The sequence below is a fragment of the Streptomyces sp. NPDC059002 genome, from assembly GCF_042740435.1.
GTDB lineage: Bacteria > Actinomycetota > Actinomycetes > Streptomycetales > Streptomycetaceae > Streptomyces.
Genome location: NZ_JBHYJI010000028.1, coordinates 60,223 through 83,756, shown reverse-complemented (window position 1 = coordinate 83,756; position 23,534 = coordinate 60,223). Strand labels below are relative to the sequence as shown.

12 protein-coding genes and 2 tRNA genes are annotated in these 23,534 nt (G+C 66.8%); 6 read left to right on the top strand and 8 right to left on the bottom strand.

The features are described from left to right. Positions 1 to 8: 8 nt before the first annotated feature. The 5 genes from modA to ACFWZ2_RS24510 all read right to left on the bottom strand — a co-directional run bounded on the left by modA (position 9) and on the right by ACFWZ2_RS24510 (position 3,540). Entirely contained in the window at positions 9 to 809 is an 801-nt protein-coding gene (gene modA / locus ACFWZ2_RS24530) for a molybdate ABC transporter substrate-binding protein (protein ID WP_384549019.1), read from the bottom strand. A gap of 101 nt (positions 810 to 910) precedes the next feature. Next, positions 911 to 1,312 (bottom strand): molybdopterin-binding protein, encoded by a 402-nt coding sequence (locus tag ACFWZ2_RS24525; RefSeq protein ID WP_384549074.1) that lies wholly within the window; start codon positions 1,310 to 1,312, stop codon positions 911 to 913. Between the two features lie 332 nt (positions 1,313 to 1,644). Continuing rightward, positions 1,645 to 1,714 (bottom strand) — tRNA-Ser (locus ACFWZ2_RS24520). A 252-nt stretch (positions 1,715 to 1,966) separates the two neighbouring features. Beyond that, a complete protein-coding gene (locus ACFWZ2_RS24515; RefSeq protein ID WP_384549017.1) occupies positions 1,967 to 2,500 on the bottom strand; it encodes a hypothetical protein in 534 nt (177 codons plus the stop codon). A 68-nt stretch (positions 2,501 to 2,568) separates the two neighbouring features. Then, on the bottom strand, positions 2,569 to 3,540 hold the full coding sequence (locus ACFWZ2_RS24510; protein ID WP_384549015.1) for a hypothetical protein: 972 nt from the start codon (positions 3,538 to 3,540) through the stop codon (positions 2,569 to 2,571). Positions 3,541 to 3,838: 298 nt separating this feature from the next. Here ACFWZ2_RS24510 and pglW point away from each other — a divergent pair, with 298 nt between their 5' ends. From pglW to ACFWZ2_RS24480, 6 genes are all read left to right on the top strand, one after another. Next, complete coding sequence (pglW, locus tag ACFWZ2_RS24505) at positions 3,839 to 8,293, top strand: BREX system serine/threonine kinase PglW (protein WP_384549013.1); 4,455 nt, start codon at positions 3,839 to 3,841, stop codon at positions 8,291 to 8,293. After that, positions 8,290 to 12,126 carry a BREX-2 system adenine-specific DNA-methyltransferase PglX gene (gene pglX, locus ACFWZ2_RS24500; RefSeq protein ID WP_384549011.1) on the top strand — a complete coding sequence of 1,279 codons (3,837 nt, stop codon included), beginning with the start codon at positions 8,290 to 8,292 and terminating at the stop codon, positions 12,124 to 12,126. The genes pglW and pglX overlap by 4 nt, the downstream gene beginning before the upstream one ends. A gap of 109 nt (positions 12,127 to 12,235) precedes the next feature. After that, entirely contained in the window at positions 12,236 to 16,075 is a 3,840-nt protein-coding gene (locus tag ACFWZ2_RS24495) for a PglY protein (protein ID WP_384549009.1), read from the top strand. 11 nt (positions 16,076 to 16,086) lie between these two features. Continuing rightward, positions 16,087 to 18,843 carry a BREX-2 system phosphatase PglZ gene (pglZ, locus tag ACFWZ2_RS24490; RefSeq protein ID WP_384549007.1) on the top strand — a complete coding sequence of 919 codons (2,757 nt, stop codon included), beginning with the start codon at positions 16,087 to 16,089 and terminating at the stop codon, positions 18,841 to 18,843. After that, positions 18,840 to 20,168, top strand: a complete 1,329-nt coding sequence (gene brxD / locus ACFWZ2_RS24485) for a BREX system ATP-binding protein BrxD (protein ID WP_384549005.1) — start codon at positions 18,840 to 18,842, stop codon at positions 20,166 to 20,168. Before pglZ ends, brxD begins: the two co-directional genes overlap by 4 nt. After that, the gene (locus ACFWZ2_RS24480) at positions 20,165 to 22,297 is read left to right on the top strand and encodes a DEAD/DEAH box helicase (protein ID WP_384549003.1); all 2,133 of its coding nucleotides are present in this window, start codon (positions 20,165 to 20,167) and stop codon (positions 22,295 to 22,297) included. The genes brxD and ACFWZ2_RS24480 overlap by 4 nt, the downstream gene beginning before the upstream one ends. A gap of 141 nt (positions 22,298 to 22,438) precedes the next feature. Here ACFWZ2_RS24480 and ACFWZ2_RS24475 read toward each other — a convergent pair whose 3' ends face one another. The 3 genes from ACFWZ2_RS24475 to ACFWZ2_RS24465 all read right to left on the bottom strand — a co-directional run bounded on the left by ACFWZ2_RS24475 (position 22,439) and on the right by ACFWZ2_RS24465 (position 23,343). Next, positions 22,439 to 22,846 (bottom strand): PIN domain nuclease, encoded by a 408-nt coding sequence (locus tag ACFWZ2_RS24475; protein ID WP_384549001.1) that lies wholly within the window; start codon positions 22,844 to 22,846, stop codon positions 22,439 to 22,441. After that, the gene (locus ACFWZ2_RS24470) at positions 22,843 to 23,076 is read right to left on the bottom strand and encodes a type II toxin-antitoxin system VapB family antitoxin (protein WP_384549072.1); all 234 of its coding nucleotides are present in this window, start codon (positions 23,074 to 23,076) and stop codon (positions 22,843 to 22,845) included. The genes ACFWZ2_RS24475 and ACFWZ2_RS24470 overlap by 4 nt, the downstream gene beginning before the upstream one ends. A gap of 193 nt (positions 23,077 to 23,269) precedes the next feature. Continuing rightward, positions 23,270 to 23,343 (bottom strand) — tRNA-Ile (locus tag ACFWZ2_RS24465). Positions 23,344 to 23,534: the final 191 nt, after the last annotated feature.

The following is a 23,534-nucleotide window of genomic DNA, read 5'->3' as shown; positions in this document are numbered from 1 at the left end:
CTGCTCGGCTACGGCTTCTGGAAGCCCGCGTCCCGCAGGATCTTCTGCGCCTCGGGCGTGCTGAGCCACTTCACGAACGCGGCGGCCGCGTCGCCGTTCTTGGAGCCCTTGAGGGTCGCGGCCGGGTACGAGGCGACGGCGTTCTGGTCGTCCGGGATCGCCACGGCGTCGACCTTGTCGGGCGCGGTGGCGGCGTCCGTCTTGTAGACGATGCCCGCGTCGGCCTCGCCCAGCTCGACCTTGCTGAGCACGGACCGGACGTTCGCCTCCTTGGAGACGGGCTGCACGTCGACGCCCTGCTTGTCGAGGACCTGCTTGCTGTAGCGCCCGACGGGCACCGTGTCGTCGGCGAGAACGACCTTCAGCTTGCTGTTCGAGAGGTCCTTGAGCCCCTTGACCTTGTCCGGGTTGCCCTCACGCGTGGCGATCACGAGCCGGTTCTTGGCGATGACGGTGGGCGTGCCGGTCTCCCCCTTGAGCCCGTCCATGGTCTTGGTGTCCGCGGTCACCAGCACATCGGCCGGCGACCCCTGCTTGACCTGCGCGGCGAGCTCCTGCGACCCGGCAGGGGAGATCGTCAGCTTCGTGCCGGGGTGCTCCTCCTCGTACACCTTCTCGGCGGTGGCGAAGACATCGGTGAGCGAGGAGGCGGCAAGAACGGTCAGGTTCACGTTCTTGTCACCGCCGCCCTGCTTGCTCGCGTCGTCGTCATCATCACTGCCACAGGCGGCGAGCGGGACGAGCAGCGCGACGGTCACGACGGCGGCGGCACCGCGGCGAGCGGTGAACGCGGGGTGCTTCGGGGACATGGGCTGGGACTCCTAGCGGAAGTACGAGGAATGACGACAAAGCGACCGACGAGCGGCAACCGGCGACCGGCACGCAGCAACCAGCGGCCGAACGTCGCCGCTCAGATCCGATCGATGTGCACGCTGGTGGACTTCACCCGGGCCGTGGCCTGCATCCCGACCTCGAGGCCGAGCTCCTCCACCGCCTCCCGGGTCAGCAGCGAGACCAGCCGGTGGGGCCCGGCCTGGATCTCCACCTGCGCGGCCACGTCACCGAGCTTCACCGCGGTGACGATGCCGGGAAAGGCGTTGCGTGCGGAGGTGTACGAGACGTCGTCCTCCCCCGTACCGCCCCCGTTCTGCGCGACTTCGACGGAGAACGCGGCAAGATCCCGGCCGTCGATGAGCCGACGCCCGCCCTCGTCGCGATGCGTGGCGACCCGCCCGGCGTCCGCCCAGCGACGAGCGGTGTCAGGACTGACGCCGAGCAGACGCGCGGCCTGCCCAATCGTGTAGGACTGCATGTGCGACAAGATAAGCGCGATCGCCTCGCATTTGGAAAACTTGAGACGGATCTCCATCGCAGATGCGACCATCCCCCCTCCCTCCTGGAGGAACCTCCGACAAAACCCACCCCAGTCAAGATCGACAGCACCCCGGAGCGGGCCGGGCGAGGGAGTCGGAGAGCGCTCCCGGGCGGGCCCCGGATCGGGGCGGGGCGGGAGGGGGCCAGGCGCCGCCATCAGGTGGCCCACTGGCCGTCGGGAGAGTGAAACGAGGGCCGCCACGGTTTACGTGGCGGCCCTCGCTGTTACGTTTCGGCAGGTCAGATCGTTTCTGCGCTGCCAAGCCCGGGTGGGGCGGGTGGGACTCGAACCCACGGCCGACGGATTATGAGTCCTTTTCGGATCTTCCGACCGCTTCCCGATCTTGCCTCGATCTTCCCGTACTCGCAGGTCAGTCGCCTGCAAGCATCCTGGCTGCGCACTGGGTCTCCTGATCCTTCCGGGTCCTTCCGTCCCCTGACTGTCCCCTGGAAGCCGTGCGGGAGCTGCCCGAAGGGGCAGCGGACAGAGGGCTTGGATGCATCGACGCAGGTTGTGCAGTACGGGCCGCCGAGGATTTGAACTCACACGCAGCGGAGTGCCTTACCGGCGAGGCTCTGAGCGGCAAGCCGCTCAGGTGGATCCGCTTTGTCCGCTCCCAGCCGTCACGCCGGAACCGGGCGACGTCGGTGTCGGCCCCGACAGGGACGCTGCACCATCCGCGAGGTCGATGTCGCCTCCCGCGATGACTCTGCCGAACAGCCACACCAGCCGTGCCGCCCGCACCGCGCCCAAGGTAACGGCCACTTCCGCAAGCCAGTGCGCCCCGCCCGGATCACGCTCTGTCGTGTCAAGAATGATGGACAGTAGGCACAACCCTGAGGTCACCAACGTCGCACTCAGGATGCTCATCCAGTTCCGGCGGAACTGCGGCCCTTGTACGGGATGTGTACGCAGCGCCCGCATGCGCTGCCCGGTGGATGCGGCGTACAGAGTGACGGCAGCCGTGATGAAGCTGCCGATGACCGCCGCCACTGTGGCTGTCGCGGTGTAGGCAGCGATCCTCTGTTCTCTGTCGGGCCACGCCAGGACATCCCCGCTGCCCGTGATCTGTACCGCACTCAGGTGTATGCCCGTGACCAGCAGGGCCAGGAGCCAGTCCGTCATCGGCTGCCCCACCCATCGTCTCCACAGCCAATCCCTCATGTCGCCCGCCCCCAGTCCTGAGCCGCTGCTCAGGCTAGTGGCCGGTACTGACAGGCTTCCTGGAGTGCACGTTCATGCGTACGGGCCGCAGTGAAGATGGCATCGACGGCGTAGCGAAGGTCGACCGAGCGGCCGTCGGTGAAAGCGACTGGCACATCGCACTGCGCGGTGATGCGGTGCGCCAGGAAGTCGAGCGGCTCGTACTCCAGTGATTGCCGGTGTGGGTCACGAACAGCCACTTGGCCCGTGACGGAGCGCACCACTCCTGACTCGTCCATCCATTCGTCGAGGTCAGGAATGAACTGCAGCACATCGCTGCGCAGTTGGGTCACGGCACGGTTCTTGCGGAATCTGCTGAGCCTGCCACCACGTCTGGGAACCTTCAACGAAAGGGTGATGGCGGTGTCCGGATGACGCTGCCCGAAGCTCCGGAGCGAGTCCGCGAGCTCGCCCTGTGCGCTCAAGGCGCTGACCGTGTCCGCCGGGGCACCTTCGAGCTGCACGGTGAACTCCGACACCGCTTCGATGCGGCTGAGCTTCTCACGGGCGCGGGCGTGTATGACCGGTTTGAGTACGACCTCGCCACACGGGAGTCCAATCCCGTTCAGCCACTTGGTGATGCCGCTGACGCGTGGTGCGGAAAAGCCCCCGTGCAACGCGCCGATGATGTTGCCGTACGGCAGGAAACAGAGCGTGGTCACATGGACGACATCAGTACCGGCCGCGAGCTGCAGAGCTTCGATGGTGCCGTTGCTGTGGTCCAGTTGGTGCGGCACCTCGCCGGTGATCTTGGCAAGTTGCAGATGGTCGGCCGCTGCGGCCGGATCCACGATTCCGACCAGCTGGTCATCTGCGCTGCGCACGATCCGCTCGTGCGGCTCTGAAGCCTCGACACGGTCGAGGAAGTTCCTCCACGGCTGGGGCTCCATGCGGGGTTGGCCGCGTTTGGCTTCTACGACCTCGAAAAAGAACACGGTTCGCTTTCGCACTGTCCCGGCCATGGCCGTCTCCCCCACCCGCGGCTCACTAAGTTACGCATGATCGTAGACAGGTGCACCGCTACAGATGACTTACAAGCCACAGAATGGCTTGATCGCAACGCAGCCCTATTCATTGCTCTCGCACCCATCCCCCAACTTTTCGACCACCCCCTGTATTACCGCCTCTCACCTGGCAAGATATCCAGTTCAGTAGTCCCACTATATGACTATGTCTCGATTCGCCAACTACCGTCATTCTTCGCATGGATCATGCCGGTAGGCGGGCAAGTCGGGCTGCAGAAAGGCGCGGTGAACGGCGGTGGCAGCGGCAACAGGCCAGGCAACTCCCAGGCCCGGTCCACCTCAGGTGAAACGCTGGTATCAGACGCGCCCGTCGCCGTTCCCCTGGGAGCAAGCGGCCCTCGACCACATCAAGCAGCGGATGCCGGTCACAGCACCGCACTACGCCTGGGCGACTTTCTCCTTCACCGCGATGAGCGGCCGCATCAATGAGTGCGATCTCTTCATCGCCGTACCCCGTGGGCTGTACCTGGTCGAGCTGAAGGGGCATCCGGGCCGTGTCGTCAACAGCGGCGACACCTGGAGCTTCCACGCACCCGACGGCCGGATCCGCACGATCCGCAATCCGCTGCACCTCACCGATCTGAAGTCCAAGGAACTCAAGTCCCGCCTCCAGGAAGCCGCCCGCGAGATCTGTCCGCAAGAGCGGATACCGCGCATAGACCCAGCGGTCTTCCTCTCCGACCCGCTGCTTCAGAGCGAACTCGACACGGTGCAGCGCACTCACGTGTACGGACGTGACAGCTTCAGAACCGGGCTGTCCGGCATCTGGGACGACTTACTGAGCCTGCCGCCGGAGCGCGAGAACTGGCGGATCACCGAAAACTTCGCCCGACACCTACCTGCACTGATGAAGAAGATCGGGGTGCGGGCCTCCACCGCCCACCTCGATTTCGGCGACGGCTGGAAGCTCTCCTCACGCCCCTTAGACGCGGGGCCCACCTGGGAGGACCGGCTGGCCAAGCGTAAGGAGATGATCCATGAAGAGGGCCGGGTCCGGGTCTATCTCGTCGAGCAGCTGGCGAGTGAGGATCAGCGCCGCTCGGCGACCCGGGCCGCCGAGCGCGAGTACCAGGTGCTCCAGGGGATCACGCATCGCGGTATCGCCCAGGCTGTCACCATCCGCCAGCACCAGGGCGGCCCTGCGATCTTGTTCCGCCACCATGAGAACGATCTCCGACTGGACAACTACCTTGCGGTGCACGGCGCGAAACTGACCGATGCCGTACGCCGCGACATGGTGCGCCAGCTCGCCGAGGCCGTCCGTTACGCCCACCGCCGGTCGCTCTACCACCGAGCCCTTGCGGCCCGTTCGGTGTACGTCAGCGCGCGGGAGAACGGCGGCAAGCCGGTCCTGCGGATCATCGACTGGCAGGCATCTGCGCGTGACTTCGACACCACGTCACTGCGCTCGCTCGGCGAGTCGTCCTTCACCGGGGAACACATCGAGGACGCCGCCCAGTGCTACCTCGCACCCGAAACCGACGCCGATTTTCCCGACCCAGTCGACCTGGATGTCTTCGGCCTCGGCGCGGTCGCCCACTACATCCTGACCGGAATGCCGCCCGCCGAGGGCCGTACCGCGCTCAAGGAACGACTCCAGGCGGACGGCGGACTGCATATGTACGCAGTCAGTGACGCTGTCGACTCCGGCCTCGACGAGCTGGTGTACGCCGCCACCCGGGCCTCGGTGGACGAGCGCCTCGACTCCGCCGATGCTTTCCTCGCCCGGCTCGACGAGGCCGAGCAGGCCAGCGCCGCCCAGGCCATCGCGGTGGAGGCCGACCCTCTCAACGCCACACCGGGGCAGGCCGTCGACGGCGACTGGACAGTCGAGCGAGTGCTCGGCTCAGGCTCCACCGCACGCGCCCTGTATGTGACCCGCGTCAGCGAGGACGAGCGCGGACGGCGGGTGGAGGAGGAGCGGGTCCTCAAGTGCGCCCTGGACGCGGAGAAGAACGAGCGTCTGGCCTCCGAGGCCGCAGCCTTGCAGCAGGTCAGCAGCGGCCGGATCGTCAAGTTGCACGAGGGTCCACGCACCCTCGCCGGGCGCACCGTACTGGCCTTGGAGTACGCGGGCGCCGAGACTCTTGGGCAGCGGCTGCGCAGTCACGGGCCGCTGGGTTACGAGGAGTTGGCGTCCTGTGGCGAGGACCTCTTCACTGCCCTTGACGACCTAGCGGCCAGAGGCATACGCCACCGGGACCTCAAGCCCGACAACCTCGGCATCAAGGTTAGGGAGGACGGCGAGCAGCAGCTGATGCTGTTCGACTTCTCCCTGGCAGCTGTCTCCGATCGGGACATCAAGGCGGGCACCCGCGGCTACCTCGACCCGTTCCTCGGGGACGCACGGCGGCCCGTCTACGACGACTACGCAGAGCGGTACGCGGCCGCCGTCGTCCTGCACGAGATGGCCGCCGCAGAGCGGCCGACGTGGGGCAATGGCACCGACGACCCACTCACCGCCATGAAAGACGAGACGCCGCTCCTCGCCTCCGACGCCTTCGTGGCCGTACTGCGTCCGGGACTTGAGGCGTTCTTCGAGCGGGCCCTGCACCGGGACATCAACCGCCGCTTCGAAACGCTGCGGCAGATGCGTGACTCCTGGCGGGCGATCTTTACCGACGCCGACCGCACTCAGCCGCCTCCGATCACGGACACCGTGTCACTCCTGGGGGGCGGCGGGCTGCCCGAAGGATTGTCCGAGGACGACATCCGGGATGTGTACGCCGACAAGGCAAAGCTCTCCACCACGCTCAGGGACGCGGGGCTGACCGAGCGTGCGGCGGCGGTGGCCGAGGAACTCGGTGCAGTGACGGTCGGCGAGCTGCTCGACATACCGCTGCCTCGCTTCCGCAGCAAGCGCGGCATCGGCGCGGTCGTCAAGAAGGAACTCAACCGTCGGCACCGGCAGTGGACGGCCGCGCTGCGGCCGAGGAAGCCCAGAGCAGCGATGGCCGCCGTGCCGGGGAAGCCGGTTGGGGCCGGCGCTGCGGGCCCGGCTGACGAACTCGGCGCGCAGCACGAGGCCCGCCAGAACGTGGAGCGGCTCGCCACCCTCCTCAACCCGGTGCCGGCAGGGCGCAAGGACAACAAACGGCCGCAGGTGGTCGCGGCCTGGCTCGGGCTCGACGACGCGTCGGACGTCAGCGCCTGGCCGACCAACCGCCAGGTCGCTGAGACAGTCAGGGCCTCCGAGTACACGGTCTCCAAGCACCTCGGCTCGGCCATCGGCGCCTGGGCCAAGGCAGGCTGGATGAACATCCTGTGCGGTGAGCTGGTCGATGCGGTCCGGGATGCGGGCCGTGTGATGACCGCACGCGAACTGGCCCGGGTACTCACGGCCGCTCACGGCTCGGAAAGTGAGAGCAGCGAGGGGACTGAGGCCGCCGCACTCGCCGTCGCGAGGGCGGCGGTCACCGCCGAGACGCTGCTCACGGGCCGCGACGAGGAGCACGAGCCCCGGCTCGCGCAGTTTCGGCGCCGAGGACGGCTGATCGTGGCCTTGGAGTCCCTGGACGGTTCCGATGCCCCGACCGCCGATGAACTCGCCTCGTACGCAATAGAGTTGGGCGAGACCGCTGACAAGATTTCCTGCGCCGACCCTCTGCCCGACCGAAGTGCGGCCTTGCGTGACCTGCGCGCTGTCGGCACGCCCGAAGGCATGGACCCCCTGTCCGACGCCCGGCTGGTGACACTCGCCGCCGCGACCTCGGCGGGTGCAGCCGCTTCTCCGCGTCTTGAGGTGTATCCCAAGACGCTGGAGCTGTGGCGGGCCCTGCAGATCTCGCAGGCCGCGGCGGGCGTACGCCGCGAGGTCGGCATCAGTCTGGACGGACTCCTCGCCCGGCTGCGTTCGCGCTTTCCGGAGATGACGCTCGGCAAGCCCACGTACATCGAGGTCGAGGACGCGCTGCAGAAGGCCGGCTTCCCGCTGACGTACGAGACGGCCGAGCAGCGTTTCAAGCCGCCGGTGCCCCTCGCGCCGGTGGCCGGTGGAAGCAGTTGGCTGTACTCGTCCTCCACCGGGACGGTGACGGCGTCCGCCCGCGCGCAGGCGGTACGGGCTGACGCCGGACGCGACCCGGCGACGCTGCTCACCGCGAAGCTCAACTCCGCGGTACGGGAAGGCGGGTTCCTCGCGCTGAACGTGTCGGTCAAGCGGCTGCGGAGCGAGAGCGGATCGGTAGCGGAGGCAGTCGCGGGCGGGTTCCCGGTGGTACCGGTGAATCTGGCACGGGTCTTCCTCGACGAATTCCGGGCGCTGGCAACCGAGCACGGCACGGACTGGTCCAAAGTCCTTGGCGCGGACACCCGTTACACCAGGAACGGTGAACTGCCCGGCGGGCTGCGGTCGTTCGTGGTCCGGGTGTGGCCCCGGGTCGCGCAGCGACTGGAAGAGGCGGCCCGGCGGGAGCCGGAGACGGTCCTGTTCGTCCACGCGGCCGGGCTGCTCGCCCACTACTACGAGGCAGGCGGACACGAACTGCTGGTGGAGCTCCAGCGGGGGGCCCGCAAACCGGGTGGACGGCCGCACGGACTGTGGCTGCTCACTCCCTCACACAACGCGCACGGCGCACCGGTACTGGACGGGCGCACGGTGGAGGTGACGGGCGGCGACGCGGAACGCGTAGTGCTGACCGAGGGCTTCCTCAAGAACTTGGCTGCACTTCGAGAGGGACTGGCACAGTGAGCACGCGCGGCAAGAAGGATGACAACAGCCGGTTAAAGGACCTCCGCAGGCAGGTCTCGCTCCTTGAGGACGACCTGCGGGCGCGCAGCGACTCGGAGGCCGTATACCGGGACGCCATGACGGCAGAGTACGCGAAGGCATTCGAGGCGGGGCGTACGGCGGCTACGTACGAAGCATGGCGCGACGAGCGGGTCACGCAGGTCGCGGCAGCGTGGGTGCTCGGCTGTGTCTTCGTACGCTTCTGCGAGGACAACGAGCTGATCGCCAGGCCGTGGCTGGCGGGTGTCGGTGAGCGGTTGAAGGACGCGGAGGACCACGACGCGGCGTTCTTCGCGGCCCACCCAGAGAAGAACGACCGCGACTGGATCATCGCGGCGTTCGAACACTTAGCGGGTACGAATCCGGCGGTCGCGGGTCTCTTTGACCGCGCACACAACCCCCTGTGGGAGATCATGCCGTCGTACGAGGCGGCAACAGGGCTGTTGAAGTTCTGGCGGCGAGTGGACGCCGACGGCGAGATCATCCACTCGTTCGTGGACCCGGATCTGGATACCCGGTTCCTGGGCGACCTGTACCAAGACCTGAGCGAACACGCCCGGAAGACCTACGCCCTGCTTCAAACCCCGGTGTTTGTGGAGGAGTTCATCCTCGACCTGACGCTTGAGCCGGCGGTGGCGGAGTTCGGCCTGGATCCGGTCGTCGAGATCCGGGACGGGCACGGTGAAATACGCGAACTCCCTGCGGGGCTGCGGACGATCGACCCGGCATGCGGGTCGGGGCACTTCCTGCTGGGGATGTTCGAGCGACTCCTTGCGAAGTGGCGGGACGTGGACAAGGCGTCGGACGACCTGACGCTGATCCGGCGCGCGCTGAACTCGGTCCACGGCTGCGACAAGAACCCGTTCGCGGTGGCGGTCGCACGGTTCCGGCTGGTGGTGGCGGTGCTGAAGGCGGCGGAGGAGGTGCCGGGGAAGCGGCGGCTGGATGCGCTGCGGGAGTTTCCTATCCATGTGGCGGTGGGGGATTCGCTGTTGCACGGGCGTGACGCCGGACTGGAGGAAGACACTCTGCCGGAGGAGGACGAGGAGGAAGCCTTCCTTTACCGGACCGAGGACGTCGATGACTTCATGGCCCGGTGTGACCTGCTGGGCAAGGGGTCGTATCACGTGGTGGTTGGCAACCCTCCATACATCACAGTCAAGGACAAGAAAGAGAAGGAGAACTACGCCAAGACCTACTTCGCGTGCACCGCAAACTACGCACTCTCGGTTCCTTTCGCGCAGCGAATCTTCGAGTTGGCTATCCGATCTGGCGACGATCACCATAGCGGTGGATTCACCGGCCAGATCACTGCGAACTCTTTCATGAAGCGGGAATTCGGCAAAATTCTTATCGAGTCGTTTTTCCACGGCGGCGAGTACAAGCACAGGGACTCCAAGGGGCGCCTGAAGAAGCGCCAGTTCCATGGCGTTGAACTGACACACATCATTGACACTTCTGGGGCCTATATCCCCGGCCATGGAACGCCAACCGTGATTTTGGCCGGTCGAAATCACGTGGCGCGCCAGCTCAATCCGATCCGAGCTGTGCTGGGGGTACGAGGGCAAGCAGATCAACCGGCAGACCCTGCAACCGGTCGGGTGTGGGAAGCCATCAGAGACCAGACCGGACAAGCCGATAGCGAGTCGGAGTGGGTCACCTCTGTAGATGCACCGCGTGAACGCTTCCGAGAGTTCCCATGGTCGCTCCAAGGTGGCGGCTCCCATGGCGTGGTGACCGGCCTCCACGCCGTACGCGAGACCGATGTCAGCGACCACGTACGAGTGATTGGGCGCACCACCCACACCGGGGCGGATGGAGCTTACTTCGCTGCCCCTGGTACATGGCGGCGAAAGGGTGCACATCAAACACACATCGTGCCGCTAGTTGAGGGCACGGTGGTTCGGGACTGGCATCTCGCCGCCGAAACCGAGGCCCTGTTCCCTTATGAGGAAGACCTCACTGCAGACGACAACGACAAAACCACTCAACGCCATCTATGGCTCCACCGTTCACACTTGCGGCTACGTCGAGAACCGGGTGGCACCCACGAAGAGATCGGGCTCACCTGGTACGAGTGGAGTCGCTGGCATCCAGAGCGATACAACGTCCCACTAGGAATTGCTTTCCCCTTCGTGGCTACGCATAACCACTTCGTACTGGACCGGGGCGGGAAAGTATTTAAGCAGACCGCGCCAGTGATCAAGTTACCGGAAGGATCAAGCGAGGACGAGCACTTGGCGTTGCTCGGGATGCTCAATTCGTCGACAGCTTGCTTCTGGCTCAAGCAGGTCTGCCATGACAAGGGCGGCCAGGGGGTCAATGAGGGCTTCAAGTCACAGGAGTGGGAACGCTTCTACGAATTCACCGGCACCAAGCTCCAAGAGCTCCCCCTCCCTACCCAACTCCCTCTCCCACACGCCCGCACCCTAGACGCCCTCGTCCAGGACCTAGCCACCCACGAACCCTCCGCCATCTGCAGAGCGAGCACACCACCCACCCGCGCCCGCCTCGACGTCGCCCACACTGCCTGGACCCGCGCCCGAGAACAGATGATCGCCCTCCAGGAAGAGCTCGACTGGGAGGTCTACCACTCGTACGGCCTCCTCACCGACGCCGAGAAGGCTCGCCTCACCGCTCCCTGCCCCGAGCCCACCACCATCCCCCACGTCAAGCTCGGGGAGCGGGCGTTCGAGATTGTGCTGGCGCGCAAGCAGGCCGCCGGGGAGCTGGAGACCGCCTGGTTCGACCGCCACGGCTCCACCCCCGTCACCGAGATCCCAGCCCACTGGCCGAACTGGTACCGGGACATCGTCCAGGCCCGCATCGATACCATCTCCGCCCGCCGCGACCTCGCGCTGATCGAGCGCCCCGAGTGCAAGCGCCGTTGGGCCACCGATCCTTGGGAGAAGCGCGAGAAGGCCGCCCTGCGGACCTGGCTGCTCGACCGGTGCGAGGACAAGTCCCTCTGGTTCCACATCCTCAACGACTTCGAGCAGCCCCGAACTCTCACCATCGGCCAACTCGCCGACGAACTCGAAAAGCGGCCCGACGCGGACGCGGTCCTGGGTACCGCCCGCCTCTACGCCACCCACCTGGGCAAGCCGAACCTCACCCTCACCCAAGTCCTCGCCGACGTGGTCGACGCCGAGCACGTCCCGTACCTCGCCGCATACCGCTACAAGGACACCGGCTTACGCAAGCGCGCTCAGTGGGAAGCCGTCTGGGAGCGACAGCGCGAGGAGGACCGTACCGGGGAACGGCTCAACATCCCCGTACCGCCGAAGTACACCTCCGCGGACTTCGCCAAGCAGTCCTTCTGGTCGAACCGCGGGAAGCTCGATGTGCCCAAGGAGCGTTTCGTTTCCTATCCGGACGCGAACCCCGACTCCGACCCAACTCTCCTGCTTGGTTGGGCGGGTTGGGATCAGCGTGATCAGGCCACCGCCCTGCTGAATCTCGTCAGCGACCGGCGCAAGCAGCAGGACTGGCCGACCGAGCGGCTCGTGCCGCTGCTCGCCGGGATCGTGGAGCTCATGCCGTGGCTACGGCAGTGGTTCGGGGATGTCGACGAGGAGTGGGGCGAGGAGTCGGCCGCCGAAGAGTTCCAGAGCTTCCTGGATGGAGAGTTGGCGAGCGCACAGCTCACCCCGGCCGCGCTCACCGACTGGCGTCCGGTGAAGAAGACCCGGACGCGCAAGGCGGCGACAGCCATGGCAGCGAAGACGAAGCAGACACGACAGGCGCGAACGCAGATGGCGATCACGACAGAGACGGTGGAAGACGATGAGTAGCGGCAACGGCGACCTTTATCTCAGGGACGTACTGGACCTGTCCCAAGACGTTCTCGCCGGGTCGTTCAAGATCGAGCTGTCCGGCGGCTTCGACGAGACCGCCAAGCGCGTGGGCGAGTACGTGGTCACCCCGCAGTTGGAGCAGGCCCTCCGCCGGGCGATGAAGATCGTCGAGGCGTCGGTGCGTGCGGGGTCGTCCAACGCCGCCTATCTGCACGGCTCCTTCGGCTCAGGTAAGAGCCACTTCATGACCGTGCTGCATGCAATCCTCTCCAACGATCCCGCCGCCCGCGCCAAGCCGAAGCTCCAGCCGGTCATCGCCGACCACGACTCCTGGCTGCGGGACCGGAAGTTCCTGATGGTGCCGTTCCACCTGGTCGGCGCGACCGACCTCGATTCCGCGATCCTCGGAGGCTATGTCCGTACGGTCACGGAGCTACACCCGGACGCCCCCGTGCCACCGGTCTACCGGGCGGACGCAATGCTCGACGACGCCCGCCGACAGCGGGAGTTCTTCTCCGACGACGCGCAGTTCGTCCGATGGCTCGGCAACCCTGCGCTGCCGCAGGAGGAGAAAGGGACACCCGCACCGCATGCCACGGCGCCGACCACAGTCGATGAGGACGAGGCCGACCTAGTCGACCTCGATGTGAAGGAAGCCCCGAAGGTCTGGACACCGGCCCTCCTCGACCAGGCGCTGGCCCTCTCGCCTGATCCAAAGGTCCGCGAGTGGCTGGCGTCCGCGCTGCTTTCAGGCCCGTACTCTTCGCACTCCCGTGGTGCCATCGGTGCGAAGAACGCCTTCCTGCCGCTCGAAAACGGTCTGGACATCATCAGCCGGCACGCCAAGTCTCTGGGCTACGACGGCCTGATCCTCTTCCTCGACGAGCTGATCCTCTGGCTCCAGGCTCATCTGCGCGAGCGGACCTTCGTCAATGATGAGGTCAACAAGCTGGTCAAGCTGATCGAGTCCGGCACGGGTGGCCGCGCGCTGCCGGTCATCTCCTTTATCTCCCGCCAGCGCGACCTGTCGGAGCTGATCGGCTCGGACGCGGTCGGGGTCGAGGCGAAGAATCTTGAACAGCAGGTCAAGTACCTGGCGGGGCGCATCGATCCGATCAACCTGGAGGACCGCAACCTCCCGGAGATCATCAAGGAGCGTGTGCTCAAGCCCAAGGACGACACCGCGAAAGCTGCTCTCGAAGCGGCCTTCGCCCGGATCGAGACCTCGAACCAGTCGGTACGCGACGTTCTGCTTGACGCCAACGGCATCACTCGCGCCGACTGGGCGGACTTCAAGGCGCTCTACCCGGTCTCCCCCGTCCTTCTCAACGTCCTGGTGGCTCTCTCCGGTGCACTCCAGCGCGAGCGCACCGGTCTCAAACTGCTCCAGCAGATGCTCTACCAGCGGCGCGAGGACATGAAGGTCGGTGAACTGATTCCGCTCGGCGACCTGTGGGACGTGCTGGCCGAGGGTATGGGCGAGGCGTTCACCGACAGGCTGCGCAGCGAGGCCGATGCGGCAACCCGCTTCCACGGCAAGGTGAAGGACCACCTGCTGGAGAAGTACGGTTCTGCCGACGATCCCAAGTACAAGGCCGACGAACGCTTCGTGAAGACAATGCTTCTGGCCTATCTCGCGCCCGAGGTCCCCGCCCTCTCCCGGCTGACCGGGCCCCGCCTCAACGCCCTCAACCACGGGTCGATCCGCTCGCGCACCGGTCAGGAGGACCGGATCGTGGTCAAGCGGATGCAGGAGCTCCAGGCGCAGTTCACCGGCGAGCTCCGCAGCGACGGCCATGATCTGGACCCGGTGTTCACGCTGCACCTGTCCGATCTGGATGTCGAGCCGATCCTGGACAGCGTCGGCGAGAAGGACACCCTCGGGGCCCGCAAGCGGTGGGTGCAGGAGTGGCTGTGGCGAGAGTTGAAGATCGCCGACAACGGCACTCTCGTCGCGGACCGCGAGATCGTCTGGCACGGCACCCGCCGAACCGCGGAGTTCGTCTTCGAGAACGTACGCGATGCGCAGATCCTGCCCGACGCGCAGTTCGAGCCATCCCTTGCTGACCGGATCCGCTTCGTCATCGACTACCCCTTCGACGAGGACGAGAAGGGCACCCCCAGTGCAGACGAGAACCGGGTCTACGGCCTGCAGCGGGAGAAGCCGGACGCGGCGACCGTCGTCTGGCTGCCGTCCTTCATATCCAGCCAGCGCGGCACCCAGCTCGGCCGCCTACTGAAGATCAACTACCTGCTGGATCGTGACCGTTTGAAGGACTTCGCGACTCATCTGGGCTCCGACGACCAGGTACGTGTACGGCATCAGCTGGAGGCGCAGCGAGAGACGCTCGTCGCGCAGTTAGGGCAGGTGCTGCATCAGGCGTACGGAATTGCCAAGGCCAACGAGAGCGACCTGGGCGCTCAAGTCACCGAGGGCAAGCATGTTCACGCGCTGTACGCAGGGCACACCCCGCAGCTCCAGGGTGGCGGGGCCTTCGAGTACAACCTGCTGAAGCTCGCCGACGGGCTGCTTGACGCGATGTATCCCAAGCACCCGAACTTCGACCGGCAGGAGAGCCGCAAGCCCGTCTCCGCCGCGAAGTTCAAGACGGCGTACGGCTGGATCGCCAAGGCCATGGAGGACAACTCGCGCCGGGTCGTCGTCGACAGCCGCGAGCTGGGCGACGTGGCGCGGATCGTGCATCCGCTGGAGCTGGGAGAGGTGCACGACGGACCGTTGAACGTGTCCACAGACTGGCGCCGGCACATTGACCAGCAGGCGGGCAAGCACGGTGCAAAGGGCGACTTCGGGGTCGAAGATATCCGCGCCTGGATCGCCGAGCTGGGCTGGACGGGACTCGACAGGCTGGTCTCCAATCTGGTGATCGCCACGTATGCCCTGCTCGCGGATCGCTCCTGGGTCTACAACGGCAAGGCTGAGAAGGCGCCTACGCTGGACCAGATCGGCCCCGGCTGGGCACTGCGGGCACAGGAGCGACCGAGCGAGGAGGAGTACAGCAGGGCGCACGAGCGAGCCGCGGCGCTGTTTGGATCGAGCGTGCCGACGGCGCTGTTCACCCGTAATGTCAACGCGCTCGCGGCCGATGTCCGCGCCAAGGCGGAGGCACGCGAAGGCGCCGTCAGCGGGCTGCGGCGAGCCCTGTCCCGCTACCGGGCCGCCCTCGGAATCACCAGCGAAGCACCCACCCCGCGCGAGCAGTCGGTGCGGGACGCGGCGGACCTCCTGGCACGGATCAAGCAGACTCCGGAGGCGACACCGCTCGCCCGGGAACTGGCGGCAGCGACGTATGCGACCACGTTCTTCGATCTGGGCAAGGTGATCTCCTCGGCCCAGGAGGTCCTGGACACGCTGGAGGACACCGACTGGGAGCTGATCGACAGCGTACGGAAGTACACCGGACGCGGCGACGACCTCGCCGACCGGTCCGAACGGCTGCTCACCGAGATCGCGGACGCCGCGTCGGCGAACGAAGTCGACACCAAGCTGAAGCCGGTCCTCGGCGGGGCGCGCAGCCATGCCGTGGCCCTGATCAACGAGGCGGCGCGGCTCAGCACCGTCGCGCCGATTTCGCCCCCACCCCCACCGGCCGTCGAGCCCGGGGTAGATTCCCCCGGTCCCAGCACTGGTCCTGGGACCAGCACCGGGACTGGCACCAGCGATGTCAGCCCGCGCTCGAACAGTCGGCCGCCACAGCCCTCCCCACCCACCGTCACCGCGCCGGTGACCTCCCGTCGCTCACGCCGGGTCACCTCCGCGGGGGGCGGGAGTGCGCTGGAGAACGCCCTCCGCAGGGCCCTCGCCGACGTACAGGACGAGATTCGCGACTACGCGGCCGCGCATCCGGATGTCGAGATAGAGATCAACTGGCAAGTGCTGCACTCCGATCGGGATGACGACGCGAGCGTGCCGGGTGGCGATCTTTGATGGGAGCTCTCGTGCCCGAACTCGACCAGCGGGTCATTACCGGACTGCTCACCACTCGTCTTGCCCACACCAAGGGCCGACGACTGCTGCTCGTACACGGGAAGTACGCGGCGAGCGGGCCCGAGGAGTTCAGCGTGCCGGTCGGCGACGGGGTACGCCGTAAGGTCCGGGTTGCCCACACCACCTCGGTGCTCGGCCTCACCGATGCCTGGCAGGCCCATCTGGCCACCGAAGGCGCGGACTTGCTAGTTCTCACCACGGATGTGCCGGGAGAGCGGATCAGCCTCGACCTGCTCGGCGAAATGGTGCGCTCAAAGATCATCACCGTCGACGAGGCCGATATCGTCAAGCAGCTCTTCGGCGCCGCCGACCTCGACCCGCGGATACGGCGCGACCCATGGCTGTGGCTGCCCGGCGCTCTGATCGACGCCGAGCCCGATGCCGTACAGGGCGGCTGGCCGCAGCGCGGAACCGTGCTCACGCTGGACGCGGCGATGCGCGCCCTGATCGGGGTGCGGCTCGGCCTCGATGGTGTCTTCGAAGACGGGACACCGGTGGATGTCGACGCGCTGCTGGCCTGGTCCCGTACGCCCGGAGGCCCCGAGCGCCTCGCCGCGCTACCGGAGGCCGAACGCCAGGGCATCACCGAATGGCTGGCGCAGAGCGCGGGTGAAGCTGCGCCCGTGCTGCTGCGGCTCGCTCTCCAGGGGCGGGGGGCAGAGGCCACCGCTCTGGGTGTGCTGGCCTCCGTCATGACAGAGGACACGGCGTCGGCCGACGCGGCTGTGGCACTGGGATCGGTGTTCGGATTGGGGTCCCGCCCCTCCGAACTGCGCGCCTACGCGCGGGCGGTGGAAGGCACCCTGACCCGCTGGATCGGCGAGGCTTCGGGCCGAGGGCCGCAGAGCGAGGAGGCCCGGCAGCGGATTGTCGATGTGGTGCACCAGGCTGATCGGCTGGCGGACAACGCCCATCTGACCACCGCACTGGCCGGAAATCCGTTTCTTCCGTCCGGCTTCCAGGCGCGGCTGCGCCAGCTGGCCGATGCCCTGTCCGAAGGGCCACAAGCCGCTCAGGCCGCCTGGGAACGTGTTGCAGAGCATCAACTCGCGTCCGTCCTCTACCCAAAGCGGGTCGAGCTCGCACGCATGGCGGTGCGGCTGCGGCGCTGGCTGGACACTCCGGAACCGTCAGTGTCCTCGATAGGCCAGGCTGTACGCGCACATGTCGCCGACTGGGGCTGGGCGGACCGGGCGCTGGCACAGTTGTGGGTGGGGGACGCAGAGGCCGAGCCTGCCCTTGCCCACGCCTACCGCACATTGCACGATGCGGCACGACGACGACGGGCCCAGCTCGACGAGGCTTTCGCTGCCCAGCTCGGGCCGTGGATTCAGCACGCCACCGCCACGCAGCCTGGTGATGTGCTACCCATCGAGGACGTCATGCTGAAGGTCGCAGTGCCGCTGGCGAAACGGAGGCCGCCACTGGTGCTCGTCCTGGACGGGATGAGCAGTGCGGTCGCAGTCCAGCTCGGCGAGGAACTGACCGGTGCGGGGCGGTGGAGCGAGCTGTCCGGGGAGGAGGGGCGGGCCGCCGCTGTCGCAATGATCCCTTCGGTGACCGCCGTCAGCCGGGCGACGCTACTGTGCGGACGGCCGGTGTCGGGCGGCGAGGGCGTGGAGAAGGAGGGGTTTGCCGCCTATTGGAAGAAGCACAAGCACACGGCGGTCCTCTTCCACAAGAGCGAGATCCCCGGACCCGCCGGACAACTCCTCGATCCACGACTGGTCGCAGCGATCGCTTCGGAGGACGTAGTCGGTGTCGTACTGAACACGATCGACGAGAGTCTCGATCACCGAGAGCAGAGCTCACTCGCCGACTGGCCGGTGAGCCGGGTCACCTACCTCGCCGAGCTCCTCAACTCCGCGCGCGGACAAGGCCGTCCGGTGGTGCTGGTCTCCGATCACGGGCACGTGCTGGATCGGACAGGAACCGAAGTCGGGCCCACGGCCGCTGAGGGAGTGGAGGCGGCCCGCTGGCGTACGGGACCGGTGCTCTGCGAGGGAGAGGTCGCACTCACCGGACCACGCGTACTGGAGAACGGAGGCCGGGTCACCGTGCCCTGGTCGGAGGAGATCCGCTACACCCCACGCAAGGCCGGGTATCACGGCGGAGCTGCGCTCGCTGAGGTGACGGTGCCGGTACTGGCTCTGGCCCCGTCGGCTGAACTGGCACCCGCGGGATGGCGCGAACTGCCACGCGAGTCCGTGCAGCCGACGTGGTGGGAAGGCGAGGCCACCTCCGCACCCATACCCGTACCTGCCAAGCCGAACAGGGCGGCACAGGCCAAGCCGAAGCCACGGCCGCAGGAGGGCGAGCTCTTCCCTGACGACGCGGTCGAGGCGCCCGCCACCGCTCCCCCGGCGGAACCCGCCGTGTTCACGCTCGGCCAGCAGATCGTCGGCACCACGATGTACAAGCATCAGCGCAAGTTCGTCCGCAAGGCACCGGAGCACAAGGTGGTGGTCGCCGTCATCGATGCGCTCGACCACGCGGGCGGCACGCTCTCGCTCGCGGCGGTCGCCGCAGCCGCCATCAGCTCGGGAGGCCGTACGAACACCCGGCCCGAAGGCCTGGTGACCGTGCTGACGCGGCTGTTGAACATCGAGGGCTACGAAGTCATCGGCCTGATCGACTCCCGGACCAGGGTCCGGCTCAACCGTGAGACGCTGCGCGAGCAGTTCGAACTGTCCGAGGTGAGTGTGTGAGCGTCTCATCCATCAGCGCGGCTCGCCGACGCGAGGTCATCGATGCGCTACGGCGCGGGACCGTACCGCAGTCGGGACTCGACCTGTTCGCAGTCGGCCTGGAGCGTTTCGCGCCCGCGCTGGATGAGCGGATCTCCACGATCGCATCGCGTGGCGCCTCCTTCCATGCGATCCGTGGAGAGTACGGGTCCGGCAAGACCTTCTTTGCCCGCTGGCTCGCCGAACGGGCCAAGCGCGCCGGGTTCGCCACCGCCGAAATCCAGATCTCCGAGACAGAGACTCCGCTGCACAAGCTGGAGACCGTCTACCGCCGGCTTACCGAGCGACTGACCACCGCGACCGAATCGGCCAGTGCGCTGCGCTCGATCATCGACGGATGGTTCTACACCCTTGAGGAGGAGGTGGACGAGGCATATCCCGAACTCGCCAAGGACAATGAAGCGTTGGAGGCAGCGGTCGAGGACCTGATGGAGGAACGCCTGCGTGCTGTCGCGCAGACCACGCCTGCCTTCTCCGCGGCTCTGCGCGGCTACCGCAAGGCCACCCTCGCCGGGGATTCGGCGACGGCCGAGGCCGTGATCGCCTGGCTCGGCGGCCAGAAGTCAGTAGCCGCCACCGCACGACGGACCGCGGGAGTACGCGGGGACCTGGACCACTTCGCGGCGCTCGGCTTCCTCCAGGGGCTGCTCACCGTACTGAGGGACTGCGGGCATCCCGGACTGCTTGTGGTCCTGGACGAGATCGAGACCTTGCAGCGTGTCCGGGGAGATGTGCGGGAGAAGGGTCTGAACGCGCTGCGCCAGCTTCTCGACGAGATCGACGCGGGCCGCTTCCCCGGGCTCTTCCTGGTCATCACCGGCACCCCCGCCTTCTACGACGGGCAGCAAGGCGTCCAGCGACTCCCACCGCTCGCCCAGCGGTTGGCGACGGACTTCTCGACCGACCCGCGCTTCGATTCCCCACGAGCGGTTCAGCTGCGGCTGACCGGATTTGACCTCGCACGACTGGGCGAACTAGGCCGTTCCGTACGGGATTTGTACGCAGGCACCGCCAAGAACCCTGAGCGTATCGCCGCACGGGTCGACGATGCCTACGTCGCCGAGCTGGCCACCGCCATGACGGGCAAACTTGGCGGACGGGCCGGGATCGCTCCGCGGCTGTTCCTGCGCAAGCTCGTCGCGGACGTGCTGGACCGGGTCGATGAATTCGACGACTTCGACCCGCGTAAGCACTACGCACTGACAGTGAACGCCGCAGAGCTGAGCGAGGTCGAGCGAAACGCGGCAGCCGACAGCCCCGACGAGATCGAGCTGGAGCTGCCATGACTGGCGCCCCCGAGCCGCTTGACCGCTTGCACCCCGGGCTGGTCCATCACATCGTCAACACCCTGGGCTGGCCGGGCCTGCGCCCTCTGCAGGAAGAGGCGATCGAGCCACTGCTCGATGGATCGGATGCGGTCCTTCTGGCCCCGACTGCCGGAGGGAAGACTGAGGCCGCCTCCTTCCCTCTGCTGTCAAAAATGGCGCAGGAGAGCTGGACCGGCACCTCGGTGCTCTATGTCTGTCCGCTGAAGGCTCTGCTGAACAACCTTCTGCCGCGTCTGGAGATGTACACCTCCTGGCTGGGGCGGACGGCCGCCCTGTGGCACGGGGACGTGTCACAGCCGCGTCGCAAGAAGATCCTGCGAGACCGGCCGGACCTCCTGCTGACCACACCGGAATCGCTGGAAGCGATGCTCGTCAGCACCAATGTGGATCACCGGGCGTTCTTCTCCGGACTGCAGACCATCGTCGTCGACGAGGTACACGCCTTTGCAGGGGATGACCGGGGATGGCACCTCCTGGCCGTTCTTGAACGACTGCAGCACATGGTGGGACAACCGGTACAACGGATCGGGCTTTCGGCGACGGTGGGCAATCCGGATCAGCTGCTCGCCTGGCTGCAAGGCTCGAGGAGTGGGCGCCGCTCGGCGCAAGTCGTTGCGCCGCACTTGCGCGAGGAATCTCCTGCGCTACCGCCGCCCGGCGACATCCAGGTCGACTATGTGGGGTCCCTGGAGAACGCGGCAACGGTCATCTCAGCCCTGCACCGCGGCGAGAAGCGGCTGGTGTTCTGCGAATCGCGCAGACAGGTCGAGAAACTCGGAGAAAGCCTCCGGGCCAAGGGCGTGACCACGTTCTTGTCCCACGCGTCTCTGTCCGTGGATGAACGGCGGCGAGCAGAGGAAGCCTTCGCTGAGGCACGCGACTGCGTGATCGTTTCCACCAGCACGCTGGAACTCGGCATCGACGTGGGTGACTTGGACCGCGTCATCCAGATCGATGCGCCCGCCACCGTGGCGTCTTTCCTCCAGCGTCTTGGCCGTACCGGTCGGCGGCCAGGTTCCACTCGCAACTGCCTGTTCCTCACCATCGATGAGGATGGACTGATCGGCGCGGCAGCCCTACTGCTCCTGTGGTCGCGTGGCTGGGTGGAGCCGGTACTGGCTCCACCGGACCCCCGGCACATCGTCGCCCAACAAGTACTGGCCCTCTGTCTGCAAGAACATCGGGTCGGGGATCGCCTGTGGCAGGAATGGTGGGGAGGGCTCGCCCCCTTCGGACCTTCCGCCGAACCCATCGTGCGCCACCTGATCGAAGAAGGGTTTCTGGACCGGGACGGAGGGATGCTGTTCATCGGCCCTGAGGCCGAACGACGCTTCGGCTACCGGCACTTCATGGACCTCACTGCGGTGTTCACCGCTGCGCCGGAATTCACAGTGCTCGCCGGTCGTACCGAGATCGGCACGACCAATCCCGCGCTGCTGACCGAAGAGGTGGCGGGTCCTCGGCGCCTGCTCCTTGCCGGCCAGAGCTGGCAGGTGACGTACATCGACTGGTCCCGGCGGCGGTGCTTCGTCGAGCCCGTCGACGGGGGCGGCAAGGCGCGCTGGGTAGGAGCAGGTTCCGGGCGGACCTCCTCGTACGAACTGACACGCGCGGCACGAGAAGTGCTCCTCGGCGCCGACCCGCCGGTCACCTTCACTATGCGCGCCAAGACGGCGCTCGCCCAGGCCCGCGAGAGCAGCTCGGAACTGGTCCACCCGGACGGGACAGTCATCGTCAGGGGCGGGCGTGACACCAACGTGCGCTGGTGGACCTGGGCCGGGTACCGGGCCAACGCCACCCTGGCCGCCACACTCACCTCGGTCGCCGATCCACTCCAGAGGCCGACCGACACCAGCATTCGACTCCGCGAGGACGTGGCACCCCCGGAGTGGAGGAAGGCCCTTTCGGAGGCTGCTGATCAGCTGTGCCTTCCCGCAGTGGATGCGCGTGCGCTGAACGGCCTCAAGTTCAGCGCCGCCCTGCCAACCCGGCTCGCGGAGGCCACCCTTGCCGCACGCCTGGCCGATCTGGACGGCGCGGCAGCTGCTCTCAGGGAATGGTCCAGGTTCACCTTCCTCGGACAGTGATCTACGCCCCGATCAGCAATCCGAACAAGGCATCGCTCGACCTTGGGGAGGCTCCCGCAGGGACAGGCCCTCCAATCAGCACAGCTATGGCCGCGCACACGGCAATGCGACGGCCCAGATCGTCCAGCCGAGCGAGTCCCGTCAGGCCCGGACATCCCGCTGCTGAACATCCTTGAGAACTGCCGCCACGGCAGCGAAGTCGTTGTCCACGTGGAGCACGACATGCCCGTGGTGAGCCGCCGTCGCACACACCAAGAGATCGATAGGGCCCGCCGCGCGATGCTGCCCGTGTTGAGTGAGTTTGTACTGCGCTGTGTCGACCCAGCGCCAGGCATTCTTCGGTACCGGAGAGAGCTGGCACAACGCGTCCAGTTCCTCAGCCAGCTCGTCACGGTGAGCTGAGCTCGTGGCCGAGTAGAGGAACTCCGCCCTCGTGGGCTCGCAGATATGGAACACGCCAGCAGCGATGTGCCCTTCCCAAGACCGCAGCGCCCCCGGCGTCCGGAACAGATGCCACAGCGCCGATGTGTCGAGCAGGTACGTGATCACTCGAAGGCTGCCCGCCGCGCACGCTTGGCGGCGTCGTGCGCAGCCGCTGCGGCCTCGAACTCGCCCTGCTCGCCCCTCACGGCCAGCTTCTCCGCAGCCTCAAGCCGCTTGATGCGAGCGACGTAGTCCCGCAGAGCCGCGTTGACGGTCTCCTTCTTTGTGGGAGCACCCATCAGCCGCATCGCCTCAGCCAGCGCCTCATCGTCTAGATCGATCTGGGTAACGGACATGCCGACCACCCCATCCACGAGTCCATGATGTACATAACTAGGGTACATCACCAACATTCGGGAAGCCTCGCGTCCCCTGAGCCGTCCCCTGGATCTTGATCCGAGGGTGAAAAAAGGGCCGCCACGGTTTACGTGGCGGCCCTCGCGGATACGTTCGCGCAGGTCAGAACGATTCTGCACGGACCCGCCGAGGTGGGGCGGGTGGGACTCGAACCCACGGCCGACGGATTATGAGTCCGCTGCTCTAACCGGCTGAGCTACCGCCCCTAACGGCGCGTCGCGCACATTTGTGCGCGCCGTCTGCCGCAGCATAGCCGCTCATACGATCTCCTGCTTCGGATGGTCGGCATCGCTCGACCATGAGGACCGCAGGGCTGCCCGCGCGGTTCCATCGGGCACGAAAAAGGGCCCCCGAGAGGTGTCTCAGGGGCCCTTCGTCACAGCTCTCCCGACTGGAC

What these genes read in the sequence shown, in the direction of transcription:
- modA (WP_384549019.1), bottom strand. Translation starts at nt 809, where the DNA reads ATGTCCCCGAAGCACCCCGCGTTCACCGCTCGCCGCGGTGCCGCCGCC.
- ACFWZ2_RS24525 (WP_384549074.1), bottom strand. Translation starts at nt 1,312, where the DNA reads ATGCAGTCCTACACGATTGGGCAGGCCGCGCGTCTGCTCGGCGTCAGT.
- ACFWZ2_RS24515 (WP_384549017.1), bottom strand. Translation starts at nt 2,500, where the DNA reads ATGACGGACTGGCTCCTGGCCCTGCTGGTCACGGGCATACACCTGAGT.
- ACFWZ2_RS24510 (WP_384549015.1), bottom strand. Translation starts at nt 3,540, where the DNA reads ATGGCCGGGACAGTGCGAAAGCGAACCGTGTTCTTTTTCGAGGTCGTA.
- ACFWZ2_RS24480 (WP_384549003.1), top strand. Translation starts at nt 20,165, where the DNA reads ATGACTGGCGCCCCCGAGCCGCTTGACCGCTTGCACCCCGGGCTGGTC.
- ACFWZ2_RS24470 (WP_384549072.1), bottom strand. Translation starts at nt 23,076, where the DNA reads ATGTCCGTTACCCAGATCGATCTAGACGATGAGGCGCTGGCTGAGGCG.